Annotated in this window: 23 protein-coding genes and 1 rRNA gene; 6 read left to right on the top strand and 18 right to left on the bottom strand. The window is 52.2% G+C overall.

The window, feature by feature from the left end:
• Nucleotides 1-228: 228 nt before the first annotated feature.
• Nucleotides 229-1,768: ribosomal RNA gene (locus AC236I_RS02305) — 16S ribosomal RNA — on the bottom strand.
• 467 nt (nt 1,769-2,235) lie between these two features.
• Between AC236I_RS02305 and AC236I_RS02300 the strand changes: the two genes are divergently transcribed.
• The gene (locus tag AC236I_RS02300) at nt 2,236-2,790 is read left to right on the top strand and encodes a gamma carbonic anhydrase family protein (protein ID WP_487608681.1); all 555 of its coding nucleotides are present in this window, start codon (nt 2,236-2,238) and stop codon (nt 2,788-2,790) included.
• Here AC236I_RS02300 and AC236I_RS02295 read toward each other — a convergent pair.
• The 6 genes from AC236I_RS02295 to dprA are packed head-to-tail and all read right to left on the bottom strand — an operon-like array spanning nt 2,766 to nt 6,557.
• A complete protein-coding gene (locus AC236I_RS02295; protein WP_487608680.1) occupies nt 2,766-3,023 on the bottom strand; it encodes a DUF1488 family protein in 258 nt (85 codons plus the stop codon). The two genes, AC236I_RS02300 and AC236I_RS02295, sit on opposite strands and share 25 nt — an antisense overlap.
• The gene (aroE, locus tag AC236I_RS02290; RefSeq protein ID WP_004868316.1) at nt 3,020-3,838 is read right to left on the bottom strand and encodes a shikimate dehydrogenase; all 819 of its coding nucleotides are present in this window, start codon (nt 3,836-3,838) and stop codon (nt 3,020-3,022) included. Before aroE ends, AC236I_RS02295 begins: the two co-directional genes overlap by 4 nt.
• A gap of 3 nt (nt 3,839-3,841) precedes the next feature.
• The gene (gene tsaC / locus AC236I_RS02285; RefSeq protein ID WP_268961852.1) at nt 3,842-4,414 is read right to left on the bottom strand and encodes an L-threonylcarbamoyladenylate synthase type 1 TsaC; all 573 of its coding nucleotides are present in this window, start codon (nt 4,412-4,414) and stop codon (nt 3,842-3,844) included.
• Entirely contained in the window at nt 4,407-4,961 is a 555-nt protein-coding gene (locus tag AC236I_RS02280) for a DNA topoisomerase family protein (RefSeq protein WP_004868321.1), read from the bottom strand. The genes tsaC and AC236I_RS02280 overlap by 8 nt, the downstream gene beginning before the upstream one ends.
• Nucleotides 4,962-4,987: 26 nt before the next feature.
• Nucleotides 4,988-5,461: a DUF494 family protein Smg gene (smg, locus tag AC236I_RS02275; protein WP_004868322.1), complete on the bottom strand. Its 474-nt coding sequence runs from the start codon at nt 5,459-5,461 to the stop codon at nt 4,988-4,990.
• A complete protein-coding gene (gene dprA, locus AC236I_RS02270) occupies nt 5,433-6,557 on the bottom strand; it encodes a DNA-protecting protein DprA (RefSeq protein WP_004868325.1) in 1,125 nt (374 codons plus the stop codon). Before dprA ends, smg begins: the two co-directional genes overlap by 29 nt.
• 128 nt (nt 6,558-6,685) lie before the next feature.
• Here dprA and def point away from each other — a divergent pair, with 128 nt between their 5' ends.
• The 5 genes from def to mscL all read left to right on the top strand — a co-directional run bounded on the left by def (nt 6,686) and on the right by mscL (nt 11,451).
• Nucleotides 6,686-7,195: a peptide deformylase gene (gene def, locus AC236I_RS02265; RefSeq protein WP_004868326.1), complete on the top strand. Its 510-nt coding sequence runs from the start codon at nt 6,686-6,688 to the stop codon at nt 7,193-7,195.
• 14 nt (nt 7,196-7,209) lie between these two features.
• Entirely contained in the window at nt 7,210-8,157 is a 948-nt protein-coding gene (gene fmt / locus AC236I_RS02260) for a methionyl-tRNA formyltransferase (protein WP_015585632.1), read from the top strand.
• Nucleotides 8,158-8,208: 51 nt separating this feature from the next.
• Nucleotides 8,209-9,504, top strand: coding sequence for a 16S rRNA (cytosine(967)-C(5))-methyltransferase RsmB (gene rsmB / locus AC236I_RS02255; RefSeq protein ID WP_065907151.1), 1,296 nt, complete (start codon nt 8,209-8,211; stop codon nt 9,502-9,504).
• Between the two features lie 13 nt (nt 9,505-9,517).
• Nucleotides 9,518-10,894: a Trk system potassium transporter TrkA gene (gene trkA / locus AC236I_RS02250; protein ID WP_004868333.1), complete on the top strand. Its 1,377-nt coding sequence runs from the start codon at nt 9,518-9,520 to the stop codon at nt 10,892-10,894.
• Nucleotides 10,895-11,037: 143 nt separating this feature from the next.
• Nucleotides 11,038-11,451, top strand: a complete 414-nt coding sequence (gene mscL, locus AC236I_RS02245; RefSeq protein ID WP_004868336.1) for a large-conductance mechanosensitive channel protein MscL — start codon at nt 11,038-11,040, stop codon at nt 11,449-11,451.
• Here mscL and AC236I_RS02240 read toward each other — a convergent pair whose 3' ends face one another.
• From AC236I_RS02240 to rplO, 11 genes are all read right to left on the bottom strand, one after another.
• A complete protein-coding gene (locus AC236I_RS02240; RefSeq protein WP_004868338.1) occupies nt 11,452-11,667 on the bottom strand; it encodes an alternative ribosome-rescue factor A in 216 nt (71 codons plus the stop codon).
• A 57-nt stretch (nt 11,668-11,724) separates the two neighbouring features.
• Nucleotides 11,725-12,150, bottom strand: coding sequence for a Zn(2+)-responsive transcriptional regulator (zntR, locus tag AC236I_RS02235; protein WP_015585629.1), 426 nt, complete (start codon nt 12,148-12,150; stop codon nt 11,725-11,727).
• Between the two features lie 2 nt (nt 12,151-12,152).
• Nucleotides 12,153-12,521 carry a DnaJ family domain-containing protein gene (locus AC236I_RS02230; RefSeq protein ID WP_004868343.1) on the bottom strand — a complete coding sequence of 123 codons (369 nt, stop codon included), beginning with the start codon at nt 12,519-12,521 and terminating at the stop codon, nt 12,153-12,155.
• A 107-nt stretch (nt 12,522-12,628) separates the two neighbouring features.
• Entirely contained in the window at nt 12,629-13,015 is a 387-nt protein-coding gene (gene rplQ, locus AC236I_RS02225; protein ID WP_004868344.1) for a 50S ribosomal protein L17, read from the bottom strand.
• 40 nt (nt 13,016-13,055) lie between these two features.
• Complete coding sequence (locus AC236I_RS02220; protein ID WP_002919219.1) at nt 13,056-14,045, bottom strand: DNA-directed RNA polymerase subunit alpha; 990 nt, start codon at nt 14,043-14,045, stop codon at nt 13,056-13,058.
• Nucleotides 14,046-14,070: 25 nt separating this feature from the next.
• Complete coding sequence (gene rpsD, locus AC236I_RS02215; RefSeq protein WP_004868345.1) at nt 14,071-14,691, bottom strand: 30S ribosomal protein S4; 621 nt, start codon at nt 14,689-14,691, stop codon at nt 14,071-14,073.
• Nucleotides 14,692-14,724: 33 nt separating this feature from the next.
• Nucleotides 14,725-15,114, bottom strand: a complete 390-nt coding sequence (rpsK, locus tag AC236I_RS02210) for a 30S ribosomal protein S11 (protein WP_004138423.1) — start codon at nt 15,112-15,114, stop codon at nt 14,725-14,727.
• A 16-nt stretch (nt 15,115-15,130) separates the two neighbouring features.
• Entirely contained in the window at nt 15,131-15,487 is a 357-nt protein-coding gene (gene rpsM, locus AC236I_RS02205; RefSeq protein ID WP_004868349.1) for a 30S ribosomal protein S13, read from the bottom strand.
• A gap of 146 nt (nt 15,488-15,633) precedes the next feature.
• A complete protein-coding gene (gene rpmJ, locus AC236I_RS02200) occupies nt 15,634-15,750 on the bottom strand; it encodes a 50S ribosomal protein L36 (RefSeq protein ID WP_000868187.1) in 117 nt (38 codons plus the stop codon).
• Between the two features lie 31 nt (nt 15,751-15,781).
• Complete coding sequence (secY, locus tag AC236I_RS02195) at nt 15,782-17,113, bottom strand: preprotein translocase subunit SecY (protein ID WP_004868351.1); 1,332 nt, start codon at nt 17,111-17,113, stop codon at nt 15,782-15,784.
• 7 nt (nt 17,114-17,120) lie between these two features.
• Nucleotides 17,121-17,555, bottom strand: coding sequence for a 50S ribosomal protein L15 (rplO, locus tag AC236I_RS02190; protein WP_004868352.1), 435 nt, complete (start codon nt 17,553-17,555; stop codon nt 17,121-17,123).
• Between the last annotated feature and the right edge of the window lie 2 nt (nt 17,556-17,557).

Below are 17,557 nucleotides of genomic sequence, written 5' to 3'. Positions count from 1 at the left end.
AACCCGAAACTGTTTCGTAAAACAGTCCGCGTTGCGAAAATTTGAGAGACTCGAACACACCGCTTTTCCTCTCTTATTACGGAGAAAGGAAACAGTGTGTCGTTTCAATTTTCAGCTTGATCCAGATTTTTAAAGAGCAAAATTTCACAATGCACTTCTCAGTACATTTTGAAATTTATCATTCATCAGACAATCTGTGTGGACACTACAAAGGCAGGTTCTTTCAGGTAAGGAGGTGATCCAACCGCAGGTTCCCCTACGGTTACCTTGTTACGACTTCACCCCAGTCATGAATCACAAAGTGGTAAGCGCCCTCCCGAAGGTTAAGCTACCTACTTCTTTTGCAACCCACTCCCATGGTGTGACGGGCGGTGTGTACAAGGCCCGGGAACGTATTCACCGTAGCATTCTGATCTACGATTACTAGCGATTCCGACTTCATGGAGTCGAGTTGCAGACTCCAATCCGGACTACGACATACTTTATGAGGTCCGCTTGCTCTCGCGAGGTCGCTTCTCTTTGTATATGCCATTGTAGCACGTGTGTAGCCCTACTCGTAAGGGCCATGATGACTTGACGTCATCCCCACCTTCCTCCAGTTTATCACTGGCAGTCTCCTTTGAGTTCCCGGCCGAACCGCTGGCAACAAAGGATAAGGGTTGCGCTCGTTGCGGGACTTAACCCAACATTTCACAACACGAGCTGACGACAGCCATGCAGCACCTGTCTCAGAGTTCCCGAAGGCACCAAAGCATCTCTGCTAAGTTCTCTGGATGTCAAGAGTAGGTAAGGTTCTTCGCGTTGCATCGAATTAAACCACATGCTCCACCGCTTGTGCGGGCCCCCGTCAATTCATTTGAGTTTTAACCTTGCGGCCGTACTCCCCAGGCGGTCGACTTAACGCGTTAGCTCCGGAAGCCACTCCTCAAGGGAACAACCTCCAAGTCGACATCGTTTACAGCGTGGACTACCAGGGTATCTAATCCTGTTTGCTCCCCACGCTTTCGCACCTGAGCGTCAGTCTTTGTCCAGGGGGCCGCCTTCGCCACCGGTATTCCTCCAGATCTCTACGCATTTCACCGCTACACCTGGAATTCTACCCCCCTCTACAAGACTCAAGCCTGCCAGTTTCAAATGCAGTTCCCAGGTTGAGCCCGGGGATTTCACATCTGACTTAACAGACCGCCTGCGTGCGCTTTACGCCCAGTAATTCCGATTAACGCTTGCACCCTCCGTATTACCGCGGCTGCTGGCACGGAGTTAGCCGGTGCTTCTTCTGCGAGTAACGTCAATCACTAAGGTTATTAACCTTAATGCCTTCCTCCTCGCTGAAAGTACTTTACAACCCGAAGGCCTTCTTCATACACGCGGCATGGCTGCATCAGGCTTGCGCCCATTGTGCAATATTCCCCACTGCTGCCTCCCGTAGGAGTCTGGACCGTGTCTCAGTTCCAGTGTGGCTGGTCATCCTCTCAGACCAGCTAGGGATCGTCGCCTAGGTGAGCCATTACCCCACCTACTAGCTAATCCCATCTGGGCACATCTGATGGCATGAGGCCCGAAGGTCCCCCACTTTGGTCTTGCGACGTTATGCGGTATTAGCTACCGTTTCCAGTAGTTATCCCCCTCCATCAGGCAGTTTCCCAGACATTACTCACCCGTCCGCCGCTCGTCACCCGAGAGCAAGCTCTCTGTGCTACCGCTCGACTTGCATGTGTTAGGCCTGCCGCCAGCGTTCAATCTGAGCCATGATCAAACTCTTCAATTTAAGTTTGATGCTCGTGAATTAAACTTCGTAATGAATTACGTGTTCACTCAGAGACTTGGTATTCATTTTTCGTCCGAGGACGTTAAGAATCCATGTCACTTTGAGTGCCCACACAGATTGTCTGATAAATTGTTAAAGAGCAGTGCGACGGCGCTGAGCGCTCTGTCGCGAGGTGGCGTATATTACGCTTTCCTCTTTCAGAGTCAACCCTGAATTTCAGAATTTTTTCTCTGCCGACCCGGCTTACTCTGTGAACTCGTTCACATGTGCCGTGTCAGTGGGAGCGCATTATAGGGATCCCATTTTATTGCACAAGTCTTTTATCGATCTTTTTTTCCAAGTGATGTTTTTTCGCCCTTTTCGCGGCGTTATTGTTCAGATTGCTCAATTTTCACCACAATAAGGGGTTGCAGGTGGCAGCAAAAGCCACCAAAGTCTTCGTACAACCCAGGTTTATTGAGGTAACCATGTCCGCTAATTTACGTCCTTATAAAGATTTATTCCCACAAACCGGCCAGCGAGTGATGATCGATGCCACCAGCGTAGCGATCGGCGATGTCCGAATGGCCGATGATGTCAGCATCTGGCCGCTGGTCGCTATTCGCGGAGATGTTAACTACGTGGCAATCGGTGCCCGTACTAACATTCAGGACGGTAGCGTGCTGCATGTCACCCACAAATCCTCCTCTAACCCTGAGGGGAATCCGCTGATCATTGGCGAAGAGGTCACCGTCGGTCACAAGGTCATGCTGCACGGTTGTACTATTGGCAATCGGGTGCTGGTTGGCATGGGTTCGATTTTACTGGATGGCGTTGTGGTAGAAGACGATGTGATGATTGGCGCCGGTAGCCTGGTCCCGCAAAACAAACGGCTGGAAAGCGGCTATCTCTATTTTGGCAACCCGGTGAAACAAATCCGCCCCCTGACGGAGGCGGAGCGGGCAGGTCTGCTCTATTCAGCAAACAACTATGTGAAATGGAAAAACGATTATCTGGATCAGAAGACCCACACCCAGCCCTGATCATCTTCCTGCTGGTCGCGGATCAATGCTTCAGCTTCTTCTTCCAGATCCCAGCGATGGAGACAAAACGCGGCCAGCCACTGCTCAGGAGTATCACCGCCGAAGCGCTGCTGTAACGTTGCGCCTCTGATTGCACAGGTGAGCTGCATACCATTAACCAGCGCGGGAAAGGTGACACACTGCCGGTCGGTCTCCCACTCTTCTCTGTCAGGAAACTGAATCGCCTGATTCACGTATTCAGTTCCTTATGCAAAGCCTGAATAACCGGCGTAATCTCTGGCAGGACTCCATGCCAGAGCAGAAATGCGTGGGCGGCCTGCGCCACCAGCATACCCAGCCCATCGGCACACATTTTCGCACCATGACTCTGGCACCAGTGTAAAAACGGTGTGCAGCCCTTCTGATAAAACATGTCATAACAATAGACGTGCGTATCGATTAAGGACGCGGGAACTGCCGGCACATCACCGCTGATACCGCTGGAAGTTGCATTAATAATGAGATCGAACTCATGCCCAGCCAGCGATTCCATCTCAAGCGCGCATACACTACCGGTATGCGCAAAGAGCGTCGCCAGCTCCTGCGCGCGGGAATAAGTCCGGTTGACGATAGTGACAGCGCAATCCAGTGATAGCAGGGGTAACAAGACACCCCGCGATGCGCCGCCGGCCCCAATAAGCAATACCCGATAGCCCGGTTTAATGAACTCCAGCCGCTCCAGATCGCTCAGCAGTCCAATCCCGTCGGTGTTGTCCCCCAACAAACGCCCATCATCCAGCCTCTTTAGGGTATTCACCGCCCCCGCCAGAGCCGCGCGCTCAGTCAGTTCATCCGCTCGGGCAAACGCTTCTTCCTTGAATGGAACGGTAACGTTAGCGCCCTTTCCCCCTTCGGCGAAGAAGGTATCCAGGGTATGGATAAAATCGTCCAGCGGCGCCAGAACCCGCCCATACGGATGTGCAATCTGCAGCTGTTGCGCAAAGCGCTGGTGAATAGAGGGGGACTTACTGTGGGCGATCGGATTTCCGAAGACAGCGTAGGTTTGCATAAATTACCCCTGGCGAAAGAGTTCGCCCGTCAGGGCATCGCGAATTTCAGACGGATTCTGACGCCCCCCCGTTGCACCATCGACAACCGGGAAACTGGCGCCAAACTGAGCCAGAACTTCAGCCGTGGTGCGGCAAGGCGGCTGACCGGATAAATTCGCGCTGGTTGAAACCAGCGGTTTGCCATAGGCCTCACACAATTCGACCACCAGCGGATGATCGCTGACGCGTACCGCCAGGGAATCGAAGCGCCCGGTCAGCCAGCGTGGCGTTGTGGCACGAGCCGGAAAGACAAAAGTGACCGGCCCCGGCCAGCAGGAGAAGATCGCCGCTCGCTGTGTATCATTAAGCTGCGAATCATCAATATAAGGTATCAGCTGTTCGTAGCTGGCCGCGATCAGGATGAGCCCCTTCTCAACGGGGCGTTGTTTAAGCGCCAGCAGGCGCATGACCGCCGCTTCGCTGTCAGGATCGCAACCTACGCCAAAAACGGCTTCTGTTGGATAGGCGATGACATGTTCGTTATGCAGTACCGTCACGGCATGGGCGACGGTTTCTAAGTGCAGGTTCTTATTCACTGATTTGTTCCGCCGGGATCGGCTTTCCACATTGTTTACTGGCACAAAAGCGTCTGACGCCCTGCGCCGTTTTCTTTTCGATTAATAGCGGATAGTGGCATTCAGGGCATTCACCCGCTACCGGTTTGAAGTTGATAACGAACTGGCAATCGGGGTAACGATCGCAGGAATGAAAGGTTTTGCCGAAACGAGAACGGCGCTGAACCAGCTGCCCTTGCCCACACTGCGGGCAGGAAATTGCTGTTTCGTCAGGCTTATCAATAGTTTCAGTATGCTCACATTCCGGATAACGGCTGCAACCAATAAACATACCGAAGCGCCCCTGGCGCAACACCATAACGGCACCGCAAGACGGACACTCCTGCCCCTCCAGTACCTTTACGATATGTCCGTCCGCCTGATTTTTCAGCGGACGGACATAGTCACAGTCCGGATAGTGCGAGCAGCCGAGAAACGGCCCGTGTTTCCCGGAGCGGATTACCAGTTCAGCCCCGCACTGTGGGCAGGGCTCATTTTTACGCACCGAAAACAGTGCTGATTTGGTCATAACAACTCGATGTTGCCGCAATAAGATTAGTGCAGCATACCTTCATTTACTTCGAAGAGTAATTCTTCCATTTGTTGATAGGCATTTTCGCAGCCCGGAATATTAAACAGTACCATCAGGATCACCCATTTCAGGTCTTCCAGATCAAATTCTGCTGTATCCAGAGCCAGCACACGCTCTATCACCATTTCCCGCGTTTCGAGGTTCAACACCTGAATTTGCTCGAGGAATAATAAAAATCCCCGGCAACTGGCATCCAGACGCAGACACTCTTCTTCGGTATAAATCCGCAAAGAGAGCGGGTCAGAAGCAAGCTGCATGGGAGCAACGAGCCCCTCCTGATAGTCAGCCAGTTTCTCGAGCCACATCAACGCGTTGTAGATATCTTCCCGATCGAATCCTGCATCGGTGAGATCCCGGGTCAGTTTATCCTGGTCCACGCGCATTTCTGCTTCGTTTTGGATGTAAGTCTCAAACAAATACATGAGTACGTCGAACATGGCTTGCCCTCCTTAATCGGACATAGCCGCCGGGTACAGCTGCGATCCAGCCTGCTAACTCCAGTTCAAGTAGCTGAGCTACGGTCACTGGCACAGATTGGCCGGCACGTTCAGCGACAACGTCAACAGGTGTTACCTCATCTCCTACGTTAGCCAGGAGCTCTGGAAATGGCAATGCTACGGGAGGCGGATCCATGCAATTATTTATCTTGTCAGGCACATCCTGGAGCCATCGCAGCTCCTGCTGGCAATGGTCGATGATATCTTGCGCTGATGTCACGGGGATGGCGCCTTGTTTAATCAGCCAGTGTGGGCCTTCGGAACCCGGATTACCTACCGGCCCGGGTAATGCAAAAACCTCTCTTCCTTGTTCCAGCGCACAGCGAACCGTCACCAGCGAGCCGCTTTTCAGAGCGGCCTCAATCACCAGCACGCCAATACTGAGTCCGCTGATAATTCGATTCCGACGAGGGAAATTTCCCGGCCACGGGGAGGTTGAAAGGGGAAACTCAGACAGCAATGCTCCTCCGCTTTCCACTATCTTTCCGGCTAATGCATGATGACGACGTGGGTAGATTGCGCCTAACCCATTGCCAAGTACGCCGATAGTCTTCCCGCGCGCCTCAAGTGCGCCGCGGTGAGCGACGCCGTCAATGCCGATCGCCAGGCCGCTGGTAATGGTGATACCAAGATGCGCCAGGTCTTCACTGAACTGTTTCCCCCACCGGGCACCGTACCAGGAGTGGGAGCGGCTGCCGACAACGGCCAGCTGTAAACTGCTTAACACGGCTAAATCCCCACAAACGAAAAGCGCGCCGGGATAGTCAGCGATGGCGCGCAGTCGGGGTGGATAATAAGGACTATCGGCCAGCAGCAGGTGGCGCCCGGGTTGCTCCAGCCACAATAGGGTAGACTCAAGCTCTCGTTGGCTAACGGATAGAAATTGCTTCGCTTGCGCTGCGCTAAGCCCGCAGACGTACAATACTTCGCTATCTGGCACCGGGGCTGCATGCAGTATTCTGGCAGCCATCACCATCCCGTCACCATAAAGGCCGTTCACCTTCATCAGACGCAGCCAGATCTCCGTAGGTGCCATCCCTGTCCCCTGCCATAAGTGGCTTTAACAATCTTTGCGATTGGACAGCGAGACTGTCAATTACAGGGGGTTTTGTCTAGAATAGAGCTAATAATCTTATCAACTCCTGAATACGACTCTGGATCTTTATGGCAGTTTTGCAAGTGTTACACATCCCGGACGAGCGCCTTCGCAAAGTCGCTGAACCGGTAAAAGAAGTTAATGCGGAAATTCAACGTATCGTCGATGATATGTTCGAGACGATGTACGCGGAAGAAGGTATTGGTCTGGCCGCTACCCAGGTGGATATTCATCAGCGCATTATCGTTATCGATGTCTCAGAAAACCGTGAAGAGCAGCTGGTGTTAATCAACCCGGAGCTGTTGGAAAAAGACGGTGAAACGGGCATCGAAGAAGGTTGCTTGTCTATCCCGGAACAGCGTGCACTGGTGCCACGTGCCGAAACCGTGAAGATTCGTGCATTGGATCGCGAAGGCAAGCCGTTTGAACTGAATGCTGACGGCCTGCTGGCTATCTGTATCCAGCATGAAATGGATCACCTGGTAGGCAAACTGTTTATCGATTATCTGTCGCCGCTAAAACAACAGCGTATTCGCCAGAAAGTTGAAAAACTGGACCGTTTGCGTACGCGTGCCTGAGGACAAGGACTAACGTGTCACAATCACTACGTATTATCTTTGCGGGAACCCCCGATTTTGCAGCGCGTCATCTCGATGCGCTGCTGTCGTCTGGGCACCAGATCGTTGGCGTATTTACCCAGCCCGATCGCCCCGCTGGCCGCGGTAAAAAGCTCATGCCGAGCCCGGTAAAAGTGCTGGCTGAAGCTAACAATTTGCCGGTATTCCAGCCGGCATCCCTGCGTCCACAGGAAAACCAGCAGCTGGTCTCCTCGCTTAATGCCGATGTCATGGTCGTCGTCGCGTATGGACTGATTCTGCCAAAAGCGGTTCTGGATATGCCGCGCCTTGGCTGTATTAACGTCCACGGTTCTCTTCTGCCGCGCTGGCGCGGAGCGGCGCCTATACAGCGCTCACTCTGGGCGGGTGATGCCGAAACCGGTGTGACCATCATGCAGATGGATGTCGGTCTGGATACAGGAGACATGCTGCATAAACTCTCCTGCCCGATCGCTGCGCAAGATACCAGCGCCAGTCTGTATGACAAGCTGGCAGAGCTCGGCCCACAAGGGTTACTGGAAACGTTAACTCAGCTCGCAGACGGCTCGACTCAGCCGGAAGTCCAGGATGAGGCATTGGTGACCTACGCTGAGAAGCTCAGTAAAGAAGAAGCGCGCATTGACTGGTCTCTTTCCGCTGCGCAGCTCGAACGTTGTATTCGCGCCTTCAACCCGTGGCCCATGAGCTGGCTGGAAATTGATGAGCAACCGGTGAAAGTGTGGCAGGCATCCGTCATTGCTGAAACCAGCGGTGCTGAACCTGGTACGATCGTGGCCGCTGGCAAGCAAGGCATTCAGGTGGCAACCGGCAATGGCATCCTGAACCTCGAGTCATTGCAGCCGGCAGGTAAAAAAGCAATGAGCGCCCAGGACTTGCTAAATTCTCGCCGGGAATGGTTTATCCCCGGTAACCGTCTCTCCTGACGGTAGTCATTTCTAAGGCCCGGGTTTACCGGGCATTTTTATTTTGCGGTTATGAAAAAAAATCTAAATTTACGCAGTCTGGCGGCGAAAGCCGTTGAGCAGGTTGTCGAGCAAGGTCAGTCATTAAGTAACGTTCTGCCGCCATTACAGCAAAAGGTCGGGGAAAAGGACAAAGCGCTGCTGCAAGAACTGTGCTTTGGTGTCCTGCGCACCCTCAGCCAGCTGGACTGGCTGGTTAACAAACTGATGGCTCGCCCGATGACGGGCAAACAGCGAACCGTTCACTATTTAATTATGGTGGGGTTTTATCAGCTGCTCTATACCCGCATTCCGGCCCATGCTGCGCTGGCAGAAACGGTGGAAGGCGCGGTAGCCATCAAACGCCTGCAGTTGAAGGGACTTATCAACGGCGTTTTACGCCAGTTTCAGCGCCAGCAGGAAGCTTTGTTGGCCGAATTTGCCCAAAGTGAGAGTCGTTTTCTTCATCCGGCATGGCTGCTCAAGCGTCTGCAAAAATCATGGCCGCAGCAATGGCAGGCTATTGTCGATGCAAACAACCAACGCCCGCCCATGTGGCTGCGCGTAAACCGCAGTCATCATTCACGCGATGAGTGGCTTGCGCTGCTGGAAGAGGCCGGACTGCACGGGTTTACCCACCCTGATTATCCGGATGCGGTGCGTCTGGCCACGCCGGCCCCCGTTCAGGCATTACCAGGATTCGACCAGGGCTGGGTTACCGTCCAGGATGCTTCAGCCCAGGGCTGTATGCGCTACCTGACCCCGGAAAACGGCGAGAGAATCCTCGACCTGTGTGCTGCCCCCGGCGGTAAAACGACGCATATTCTGGAAGTTGCGCCGCAGGCCAGCGTCCTGGCGGTTGATATTGATGAGCAGCGCCTGTCGCGTGTCTATGACAACCTGAAGCGACTCGGCATGAAAGCGCAGGTGAAGCAGGGTGATGGCCGCTATCCCGCTCAGTGGTGCGAAGACGAACAGTTCGATCGCATTCTGCTCGATGCCCCCTGTTCAGCAACCGGCGTCATTCGTCGTCATCCGGATATTAAATGGCTACGCCGCGATCGCGACATTGCCGAGCTGGCCCAGCTGCAGGCGGAGATTCTTGACGCCATCTGGCCTCACCTGAAACCTGGCGGAACACTGGTCTACGCGACCTGCTCAATTCTTCCGGAAGAGAATAGCCAGCAAATTGCTGCATTCCTGAAGCGTACGCCAGATGCAGAGCTCAGCCTCACCGGCACGCCTGAGCAGCCGGGCGTGCAAAATTTGCCCGGCGCAGAAGAGGGTGACGGGTTCTTTTACGCTAAGCTGATCAAACATCGGAAATAATGGATCACTGCTGATGAAGATTATTATTCTGGGCGCCGGTCAGGTAGGCGGAACTCTCGCGGAAAACCTCGTGGGAGAGAACAACGATATCACCCTGGTCGACACCAATGGTGACCGCCTGCGCAGCCTGCAGGATAAATTCGACCTTCGCGTTGTTCAGGGGCACGGTTCCCATCCACGCGTGCTGCGTGAAGCAGGCGCCGATGATGCCGACATGCTGGTTGCCGTAACCAGTTCAGATGAAACCAATATGGTCGCCTGCCAGGTTGCCTATTCACTGTTCAATACGCCTAATCGTATTGCGCGTATCCGTTCTCCGGATTATGTACGGGATGCCGAAAAACTGTTCCACTCGGAAGCGGTGCCTATCGATCATCTGATCGCCCCTGAACAGTTAGTTATCGACAACATCTACCGACTTATTGAATACCCGGGAGCACTGCAGGTCGTAAACTTTGCCGAAGGTAAAGTCAGCCTCGCGGTGGTAAAAGCCTACTACGGCGGTCCACTGGTGGGGAATGCGCTCTCGACAATGCGCGAACATATGCCGCATATCGATACTCGCGTAGCGGCCATTTTCCGCCACGACAGGCCCATTCGCCCGCAGGGTTCGACAATCGTTGAAGCCGGCGATGAAGTATTCTTCATTGCCGCATCGCAGCATATTCGTGCCGTCATGAGTGAGCTACAGCGCCTGGAAAAACCCTATAAGCGCATCATGCTGGTTGGCGGGGGGAATATCGGCGCAGGTCTTGCTCGTCGTCTTGAGAAAGATTACAGCGTTAAGCTGATCGAACGCGATCAGCAACGCGCCGCCGAGCTTGCGGAGAAACTACAGAATACGATCGTCTTCTATGGCGATGCCTCGGATCAGGAGCTGCTGGCGGAAGAACACATCGATCAAGTGGATCTCTTTATTGCCGTCACCAACGACGATGAAGCTAATATCATGTCCGCAATGCTGGCCAAACGGATGGGCGCTAAAAAAGTCATGGTGTTGATCCAGCGGAAAGCCTACGTCGATCTGGTGCAGGGTAGCGTGATCGATATTGCTATATCGCCGCAGCAAGCCACGATCTCCGCCCTGCTGAGCCATGTCCGTAAGGCTGATATTGTTGGCGTCTCCTCACTGCGCCGCGGTGTCGCGGAGGCCATTGAAGCTGTGGCTCACGGCGATGAAAGTACCTCCCGTGTAGTAGGTCGCGCGATCGATGAGATCAAGCTACCGCCGGGCACGATCATCGGTGCTGTCGTCCGTGGCAATGACGTAATGATCGCGAATAATAACCTGCGTATTGAACAGGGCGATCACGTCATTATGTTTCTGACCGACAAAAAATTTATATCCGACGTCGAGCGTCTTTTCCAACCCAGTCCTTTCTTCCTCTAATTGCACGGGCGCCTGTATGGCGCCCTTTTTGATTATCCTTTATATATCAGGGGATAATATTTTTTAGCAATTATTCAACAGCAATGGCAAATGGAAATACATTTGATAAACTTACTTCTGTTAGCGGGTTTATGGAGAATAAAATGAGTATTTTAAAAGAGTTTCGCGACTTCGCGATGCGCGGGAATGTTGTTGATTTAGCAGTGGGTGTCATCATTGGTGCGGCATTTGGTAAAATTGTATCGTCACTGGTTGCCGATATTATTATGCCGCCACTTGGCCTGCTGATTGGTGGAATTGATTTTAAATCGTTCGCCGTCACGTTACGCGATGCACAGGGCGATGTCCCGGCTGTTGTAATGCATTATGGGGTGTTTATCCAGAACGTGTTTGATTTCGTGATCGTGGCCTTTGCCATTTTTATGGCAATCAAGCTGATGAATAACCTGAATCGCAAAAAGGCAGAAGCTCCTGCTGCGCCACCGGCACCAACGAAAGAAGAAGTCTTGTTGAGTGAGATTCGCGATCTGCTGAAAGAACAGAATAACCGTTCGTAATCAGGCAACAGAAAGCAGAAGGCCAGTGGTAAAAAAGTGATTCACTCTTTTGCCACTGGCCTCCCGGTCATTCCGCCCCACATGTTTATCTTTACGTTGGTAGCTGCCTTTCCCCTTCCGGTTTTTTTCTACTCTCTGTCTGAATAACGGGTCATGTAGCAACGCCTCAATGGCATTGTCTTTTATTTGCCCTTTCGTATGTTGATAGCGACTCATAATAGCTCCTGAATGTGAATGAGATCGGCGCGAGTGTAGATCCGCGCGATGAAAAAATCAACGTTCCACCGTAGCACTACTGGCTCCTTGCTCAAGGGCCTCGAGAATAGAACAGTACACGCTGCTATGAGCTGTGCCGCAGCAGGCCTCATTGAGTCGTTGCAATGAACGGCGCATTGTTTGTAGCTCTTTAATTCGTGCGTCGACTTCGCTCAGGCGTGCCTGAACAATGCCTTTTGACTCCTGACAGGTATGATGCTCCGGATCGACACGGATCGACAATAATTCGCGGATCGCTTCAAGGGTAAACCCGAGCTGACGGGCATAGCGGATGAAACGCAGGCGCTGAAGGTCGTTCTCGGTATAGAGGCGAAATCCACCTTCTGTACGTACATCGTGAGCCATCATCTGCTGTTTTTCATAATAGCGAATGGTATCGGGTGTGACATCAGCCAGCTTTGCGAGTTCACCAATACGGTACATACCTACTCCTCATCAATTTTATTCTGAAGCCTGTCAGCATATTCACCGCGTAAAAAATCGGTATTCAATCCTGCCTGGCGTAACTTCAGTTCCAGTAACGCAAGTCGGCGGCTGAGCTCTGCATAGTGCGGATCGTCCGGACGGGCCGCTTTTAATAAATCGACCAGCGCAACGGCTTCTCGTCGTTGCTCAAGTTCAGGAGGCAGACAGCCGGCATTTTTGAGTAAGCGGTAGCCCGCGCGTAGTTCAGGTGGCACATGCAGGTCATCGTCCAAAGTCAGTGGCTCTCCACGACCAGGAAGATCATCAAACTCGCCTTTGGTTTGTGCGTCAAGGATATGGCGTTCTGCCCACTGATCCAGCAACCACATCATTCGGCTCCGGGGATGAACAAAAAGAATACAGATATTGTAGTGAAGCAGCCGTAGCGAGGATATAAAAAAACCCGCCGAGGCGGGTTTTTTTACGTTACTACAGATTACTCTGCAGCAGCTTCTGCTTTCAGCTCAGCACGATCAACCAGCTCGATGTATGCCATCGGCGCGTTGTCGCCTGCACGGAAGCCACACTTCAGAATGCGAGTGTAACCACCGGCGCGGCTCGCGAAACGCGGGCCCAGCTCGTTAAACAGTTTTGCCACGATCTCGTTATCACGAGTACGGGCGAATGCCAGACGACGATTAGCAACGCTATCAGTCTTGGCAAGAGTAATCAGCGGCTCAACTACGCGACGCAGTTCTTTCGCTTTCGGCAGGGTCGTCTTGATGATTTCATGACGAACCAGCGAACCAGCCATGTTACGGAACATAGCCTGGCGATGGCTGCTGTTGCGGTTCAGTTGACGACCACTCTTACGATGGCGCATGACCTTATCCTTCTCAGTAAAACCTTAACCTGTGATCCGGTTACTCGTCAGCAATGCTTGCCGGTGGCCAGTTTTCCAGGCGCATGCCCAGAGACAGACCACGTGAAGCCAGCACGTCTTTAATCTCGGTAAGAGATTTTTTACCCAGGTTCGGCGTTTTCAGCAACTCAACCTCGGTACGCTGTACCAGATCACCGATATAGTGGATAGCTTCTGCCTTGAGGCAGTTAGCAGAGCGGACAGTCAATTCGAGATCGTCAACAGGGCGCAGCAGGATCGGATCGAATTCTGGTTTCTCTTCTTTCACTTCCGGCTGACGTACATCACGTAAGTCAACGAAAGCTTCCAGTTGTTCTGCCAGGATGGTTGCCGCACGACGAATCGCCTCTTCAGGATCGATTGTGCCGTTGGTTTCCATTTCGATGACCAGCTTGTCCAGGTCGGTACGCTGTTCTACACGCGCTGCTTCAACATTGTAGGCAATACGCTCTACCGGGCTGTAGCATGCGTCGACCAGCAGACGGCCGATTGGGCGCTCATCTTCTTCCGAATGAATTCGGGCAGAAGCCGGCACATAACCGCGACCGCGCTGAACTTTGATACGCATGCTAATAGCAGCGTTCTCATCGGTCAGGTGGCAGATCACATGTTGCGGCTTGACGATTTCGACATCACCGTCATGGGTAATGTCGGCTGCGGTCACAGGGCCAATGCCAGATTTATTCAAAGTAAGGATGACTTCATCTTTACCCTGAACTCTCACCGCAAGCCCTTTCAGGTTGAGCAGGATTTCAAGGATATCTTCCTGAACGCCTTCTTTGGTGCTGTACTCGTGCAGTACACCATCAATCTCAACCTCGGTCACCGCGCAACCCGGCATCGATGAGAGCAGAATACGGCGCAGTGCGTTACCCAGAGTATGGCCAAAGCCACGCTCTAAAGGCTCAAGGGTCACCTTGGCGTGCGTCGAACTCACTTGCTCGATATCGACCAGGCGCGGTTTTAGAAACTCTGTCACAGAACCCTGCATTGTGTCCTCTCTTTGGTACTAAGCTTTACTTGGAGTAAAGCTCGACGATCAGGTGTTCGTTAATGTCCGCAGACAGATCAGAACGTTCCGGCTGACGCTTGAACGTACCTTCCATCTTGCCAGCATCAACTTCCAGCCAGGTTGGCTTTTCACGCTGCTCAGCCAGCTCCAGAGCGGCTTTCACGCGAGATTGCTTTTTCGCTTTCTCACGAATGCTAACAACGTCGTTCGCTTTAACCTGATAAGAAGCAATGTTAACAACACGACCGTTTACCATGATAGCTTTGTGGCTAACCAGCTGACGTGATTCAGCACGAGTCGCGCCGAAGCCCATACGGTATACAACGTTGTCCAGACGACCTTCCAGCAGAGCTAACAGGTTTTCACCGGTGTTGCCTTTCAGACGTGCTGCTTCTTTATAGTAGTTACGGAACTGACGCTCCAGCACACCGTACATACGGCGAACTTTTTGCTTTTCACGCAACTGCACACCATAGTCAGACAGACGCGGCTTACGCGCACCGTGCTGGCCAGGAGCTTGTTCAATTTTACACTTGGTATCGATCGCGCGAACGCCAGACTTAAGGAATAAGTCGGTGCCCTCACGACGGCTCAGCTTGAGCTTAGGACCCAAATATCTTGCCATTTTCTTTCTCCAACAATCCTAGAAACGAGCGCGTTATACGCGACGTTTTTTCGGCGGACGACAACCGTTATGAGGGATCGGAGTCACATCAGTAATATTAGTGATGCGGAAACCAGCGGCGTTCAGTGCACGAATGGTAGATTCGCGACCCGGACCCGGACCTTTGACCATAACTTCCAGATTCTTGATGCCGTATTCTTTTACGGCTTCAGCGCAACGCTCTGCTGCAACCTGAGCTGCAAACGGAGTGGATTTGCGAGAACCACGGAAACCGGAACCACCGGCTGTTGCCCAACCCAGTGCGTTACCCTGACGATCGGTAATGGTAACGATGGTGTTGTTAAAAGAAGCATGGACATGAGCCACGCCATCAGAGACTTGTTTTCTTACACGCTTACGTGCACGAACTGGTGCCTTTGCCATTATTCAATCACCCCGATTATTTCTTGATCGGTTTACGCGGACCCTTACGGGTACGTGCGTTGGTCTTAGTACGCTGACCGCGAACCGGAAGACCACGACGATGGCGTAAACCACGATAGCAACCAAGGTCCATCAGACGCTTGATGCTCAGGGTGATTTCACGGCGCAGATCACCTTCAACGACAAATTTACCTACTGCTTCACGCAGGGATTCAATTTGTTCTTCAGACAGCTCACTGATCTTAACATTTTCAGCGATACCCGTGTCAGCACAGATGGCTTTAGAGCGGGTCTTGCCGATACCGAAAATAGCAGTTAATGCGATTACGGTATGTTTCTGATCAGGAATGTTAATGCCTGCTATACGGGCCACTATGCACTCCTACTATTTAATATGTACGCACCATGCTGAAAAGCCCGTTTTCAGGATACTCAAATGGAAACGCACAGACATACAAAAGATTGGCTGGCTAATCTAGCCAGCTCAATCCAACTTTGCAAGAAAAATATGCGAAAAAATCAGCCTTGGCGCTGTTTATGCTTTGGCTCGGCACTGCAAATCACGCGGATGACGCCATCACGCTTAACGATTTTGCAGTTACGGCATAATTTCTTGACGGAAGCACGAACTTTCATTTTTACTCTCCGTAACTTCTCGGGCGCCCTGTTAGCGGCCGTAGCCTTTCAGGTTCGCCTTCTTCAATGCAGACTCGTACTGACTTGACATCATCAGAGTTTGCACTTGAGCCATAAAGTCCATAATCACAACGACAACAATAAGCAGCGAGGTTCCACCGAAGTAGAACGGCACTTTCATTGCATCACGCATGAACTCCGGGATCAGGCAGATAAAGGTAATGTATAACGCACCAACCAAGGTCAGGCGAGTCATCACTTTATCAATATACTTCGCCGTTTGCTCTCCCGGACGAATTCCTGGTACAAATGCACCGGACTTCTTCAGGTTATCTGCTGTTTCACGCGGGTTGAAAACCAACGCCGTGTAGAAGAAACAGAAGAATATGATTGCAGACGCATAGAGTAACACATAAAGCGGTTGCCCAGGCTGCAAATACAGCGAAATTGTTGTCAGCCAGTTCCAACCGGTTCCGCCCCCGAACCATGACGCGATGGTCGCAGGGAACAGAATAATACTGGAAGCGAAGATTGCCGGGATAACCCCTGCCATATTCACTTTCAGCGGTAAATGTGTGCTCTGTGCAGCATAGACACGACGACCTTGTTGACGCTTCGCGTAGTTCACCACAATGCGGCGTTGACCACGTTCTACGAATACAACAAAGAAGGTCACGGCAAATACTAATACTGCAACCAACAGCAACAGGAGGAAGTGCAGGTCGCCTTGACGCGCTTGCTCGATAGTATGGGCGATGGCTGGCGGGAGACCCGCAACAATACCAGCGAAGATAATGATCGAAATACCGTTACCGATACCACGTTCAGTAATCTGTTCGCCGAGCCACATCAGGAACATCGTCCCTGTGACCAGACTTACAACAGCGGTGAAATAGAATGCAAAGCCTGGATTCATCACCAGGCCCTGCATACCAGGCATATTCGGCAGACCGGTAGCAATACCGATCGACTGGAATATCGCCAGCACCAGAGTACCGTAGCGGGTGTACTGGCTGATCTTACGACGACCAGACTCCCCTTCTTTCTTTATTTCTGCCAGCGGCTGATAAACAACCGTCAACAGTTGGACAATAATCGATGCCGAAATATACGGCATGATACCCAAAGCAAAGATAGAAGCACGGCTGAGAGCACCACCAGAGAACATGTTGAACATTTCAATGATGGTGCCTCGCTGTTGCTCAAGCAGTTTGGCAAGTACAGCGGCATCAATACCAGGGATCGGAATAAAAGAACCAATACGGAACACAATCAGCGCACCGATAACAAACAAAAGTCTGCGTTTCAGTTCGCCAAGTCCACCTTTGGCACTTTGAAAATCTAATCCCGGTTGCTTAGCCATCTGCTACTTATTCCTCAATTTTACCGCCAGCAGCTTCGATAGCAGCACGAGCACCTTTAGTCACACGCAGGCCACGAACAGTTACCGGACGAGCTACCTCACCAGACAGGATCACTTTCGCGAACTCAATCTGAATACCGATAATGTTAGCTGCTTTCAGCGTGTTCAGGTCGACTACATCGCCTTCTACGTGAGCCAGATCAGACAGACGAACTTCTGCAGTGATCATCGCTTTACGAGAAGTGAAGCCGAATTTCGGCAGACGACGGTACAGAGGCATCTGACCACCCTCGAAACCGCGACGTACGCCACCGCCAGAACGAGAGTTCTGACCTTTGTGACCACGACCACCGGTTTTACCGAGGCCAGAACCGATACCACGACCAAGGCGTTTACCCGCCTTTTTGGAGCCTTCGGCCGGAGACAGAGTATTTAAACGCATCT

This window comes from Klebsiella sp. Sb-30 (assembly GCF_057652795.1).
The sequence above is the reverse complement of the archived record's forward strand: the minus strand, read 5'-3'. Positions and strand labels throughout refer to the sequence as shown.

What these genes read in the sequence shown, in the direction of transcription:
- AC236I_RS02300 (WP_487608681.1), top strand. Translation starts at nt 2,236, where the DNA reads ATGTCCGCTAATTTACGTCCTTATAAAGATTTATTCCCACAAACCGGC.
- trkA (WP_004868333.1), top strand. Translation starts at nt 9,518, where the DNA reads ATGAAGATTATTATTCTGGGCGCCGGTCAGGTAGGCGGAACTCTCGCG.
- zntR (WP_015585629.1), bottom strand. Translation starts at nt 12,150, where the DNA reads ATGTACCGTATTGGTGAACTCGCAAAGCTGGCTGATGTCACACCCGAT.
- AC236I_RS02280 (WP_004868321.1), bottom strand. Translation starts at nt 4,961, where the DNA reads ATGACCAAATCAGCACTGTTTTCGGTGCGTAAAAATGAGCCCTGCCCA.
- def (WP_004868326.1), top strand. Translation starts at nt 6,686, where the DNA reads ATGGCAGTTTTGCAAGTGTTACACATCCCGGACGAGCGCCTTCGCAAA.
- rpsK (WP_004138423.1), bottom strand. Translation starts at nt 15,114, where the DNA reads ATGGCAAAGGCACCAGTTCGTGCACGTAAGCGTGTAAGAAAACAAGTC.
- AC236I_RS02240 (WP_004868338.1), bottom strand. Translation starts at nt 11,667, where the DNA reads ATGAGTCGCTATCAACATACGAAAGGGCAAATAAAAGACAATGCCATT.
- rsmB (WP_065907151.1), top strand. Translation starts at nt 8,209, where the DNA reads ATGAAAAAAAATCTAAATTTACGCAGTCTGGCGGCGAAAGCCGTTGAG.
- rpsD (WP_004868345.1), bottom strand. Translation starts at nt 14,691, where the DNA reads ATGGCAAGATATTTGGGTCCTAAGCTCAAGCTGAGCCGTCGTGAGGGC.
- smg (WP_004868322.1), bottom strand. Translation starts at nt 5,461, where the DNA reads ATGTTCGACGTACTCATGTATTTGTTTGAGACTTACATCCAAAACGAA.
- rpmJ (WP_000868187.1), bottom strand. Translation starts at nt 15,750, where the DNA reads ATGAAAGTTCGTGCTTCCGTCAAGAAATTATGCCGTAACTGCAAAATC.
- rplO (WP_004868352.1), bottom strand. Translation starts at nt 17,555, where the DNA reads ATGCGTTTAAATACTCTGTCTCCGGCCGAAGGCTCCAAAAAGGCGGGT.
- mscL (WP_004868336.1), top strand. Translation starts at nt 11,038, where the DNA reads ATGAGTATTTTAAAAGAGTTTCGCGACTTCGCGATGCGCGGGAATGTT.
- secY (WP_004868351.1), bottom strand. Translation starts at nt 17,113, where the DNA reads ATGGCTAAGCAACCGGGATTAGATTTTCAAAGTGCCAAAGGTGGACTT.
- AC236I_RS02220 (WP_002919219.1), bottom strand. Translation starts at nt 14,045, where the DNA reads ATGCAGGGTTCTGTGACAGAGTTTCTAAAACCGCGCCTGGTCGATATC.
- rplQ (WP_004868344.1), bottom strand. Translation starts at nt 13,015, where the DNA reads ATGCGCCATCGTAAGAGTGGTCGTCAACTGAACCGCAACAGCAGCCAT.
- aroE (WP_004868316.1), bottom strand. Translation starts at nt 3,838, where the DNA reads ATGCAAACCTACGCTGTCTTCGGAAATCCGATCGCCCACAGTAAGTCC.
- AC236I_RS02230 (WP_004868343.1), bottom strand. Translation starts at nt 12,521, where the DNA reads ATGTGGTTGCTGGATCAGTGGGCAGAACGCCATATCCTTGACGCACAA.
- dprA (WP_004868325.1), bottom strand. Translation starts at nt 6,557, where the DNA reads ATGGCACCTACGGAGATCTGGCTGCGTCTGATGAAGGTGAACGGCCTT.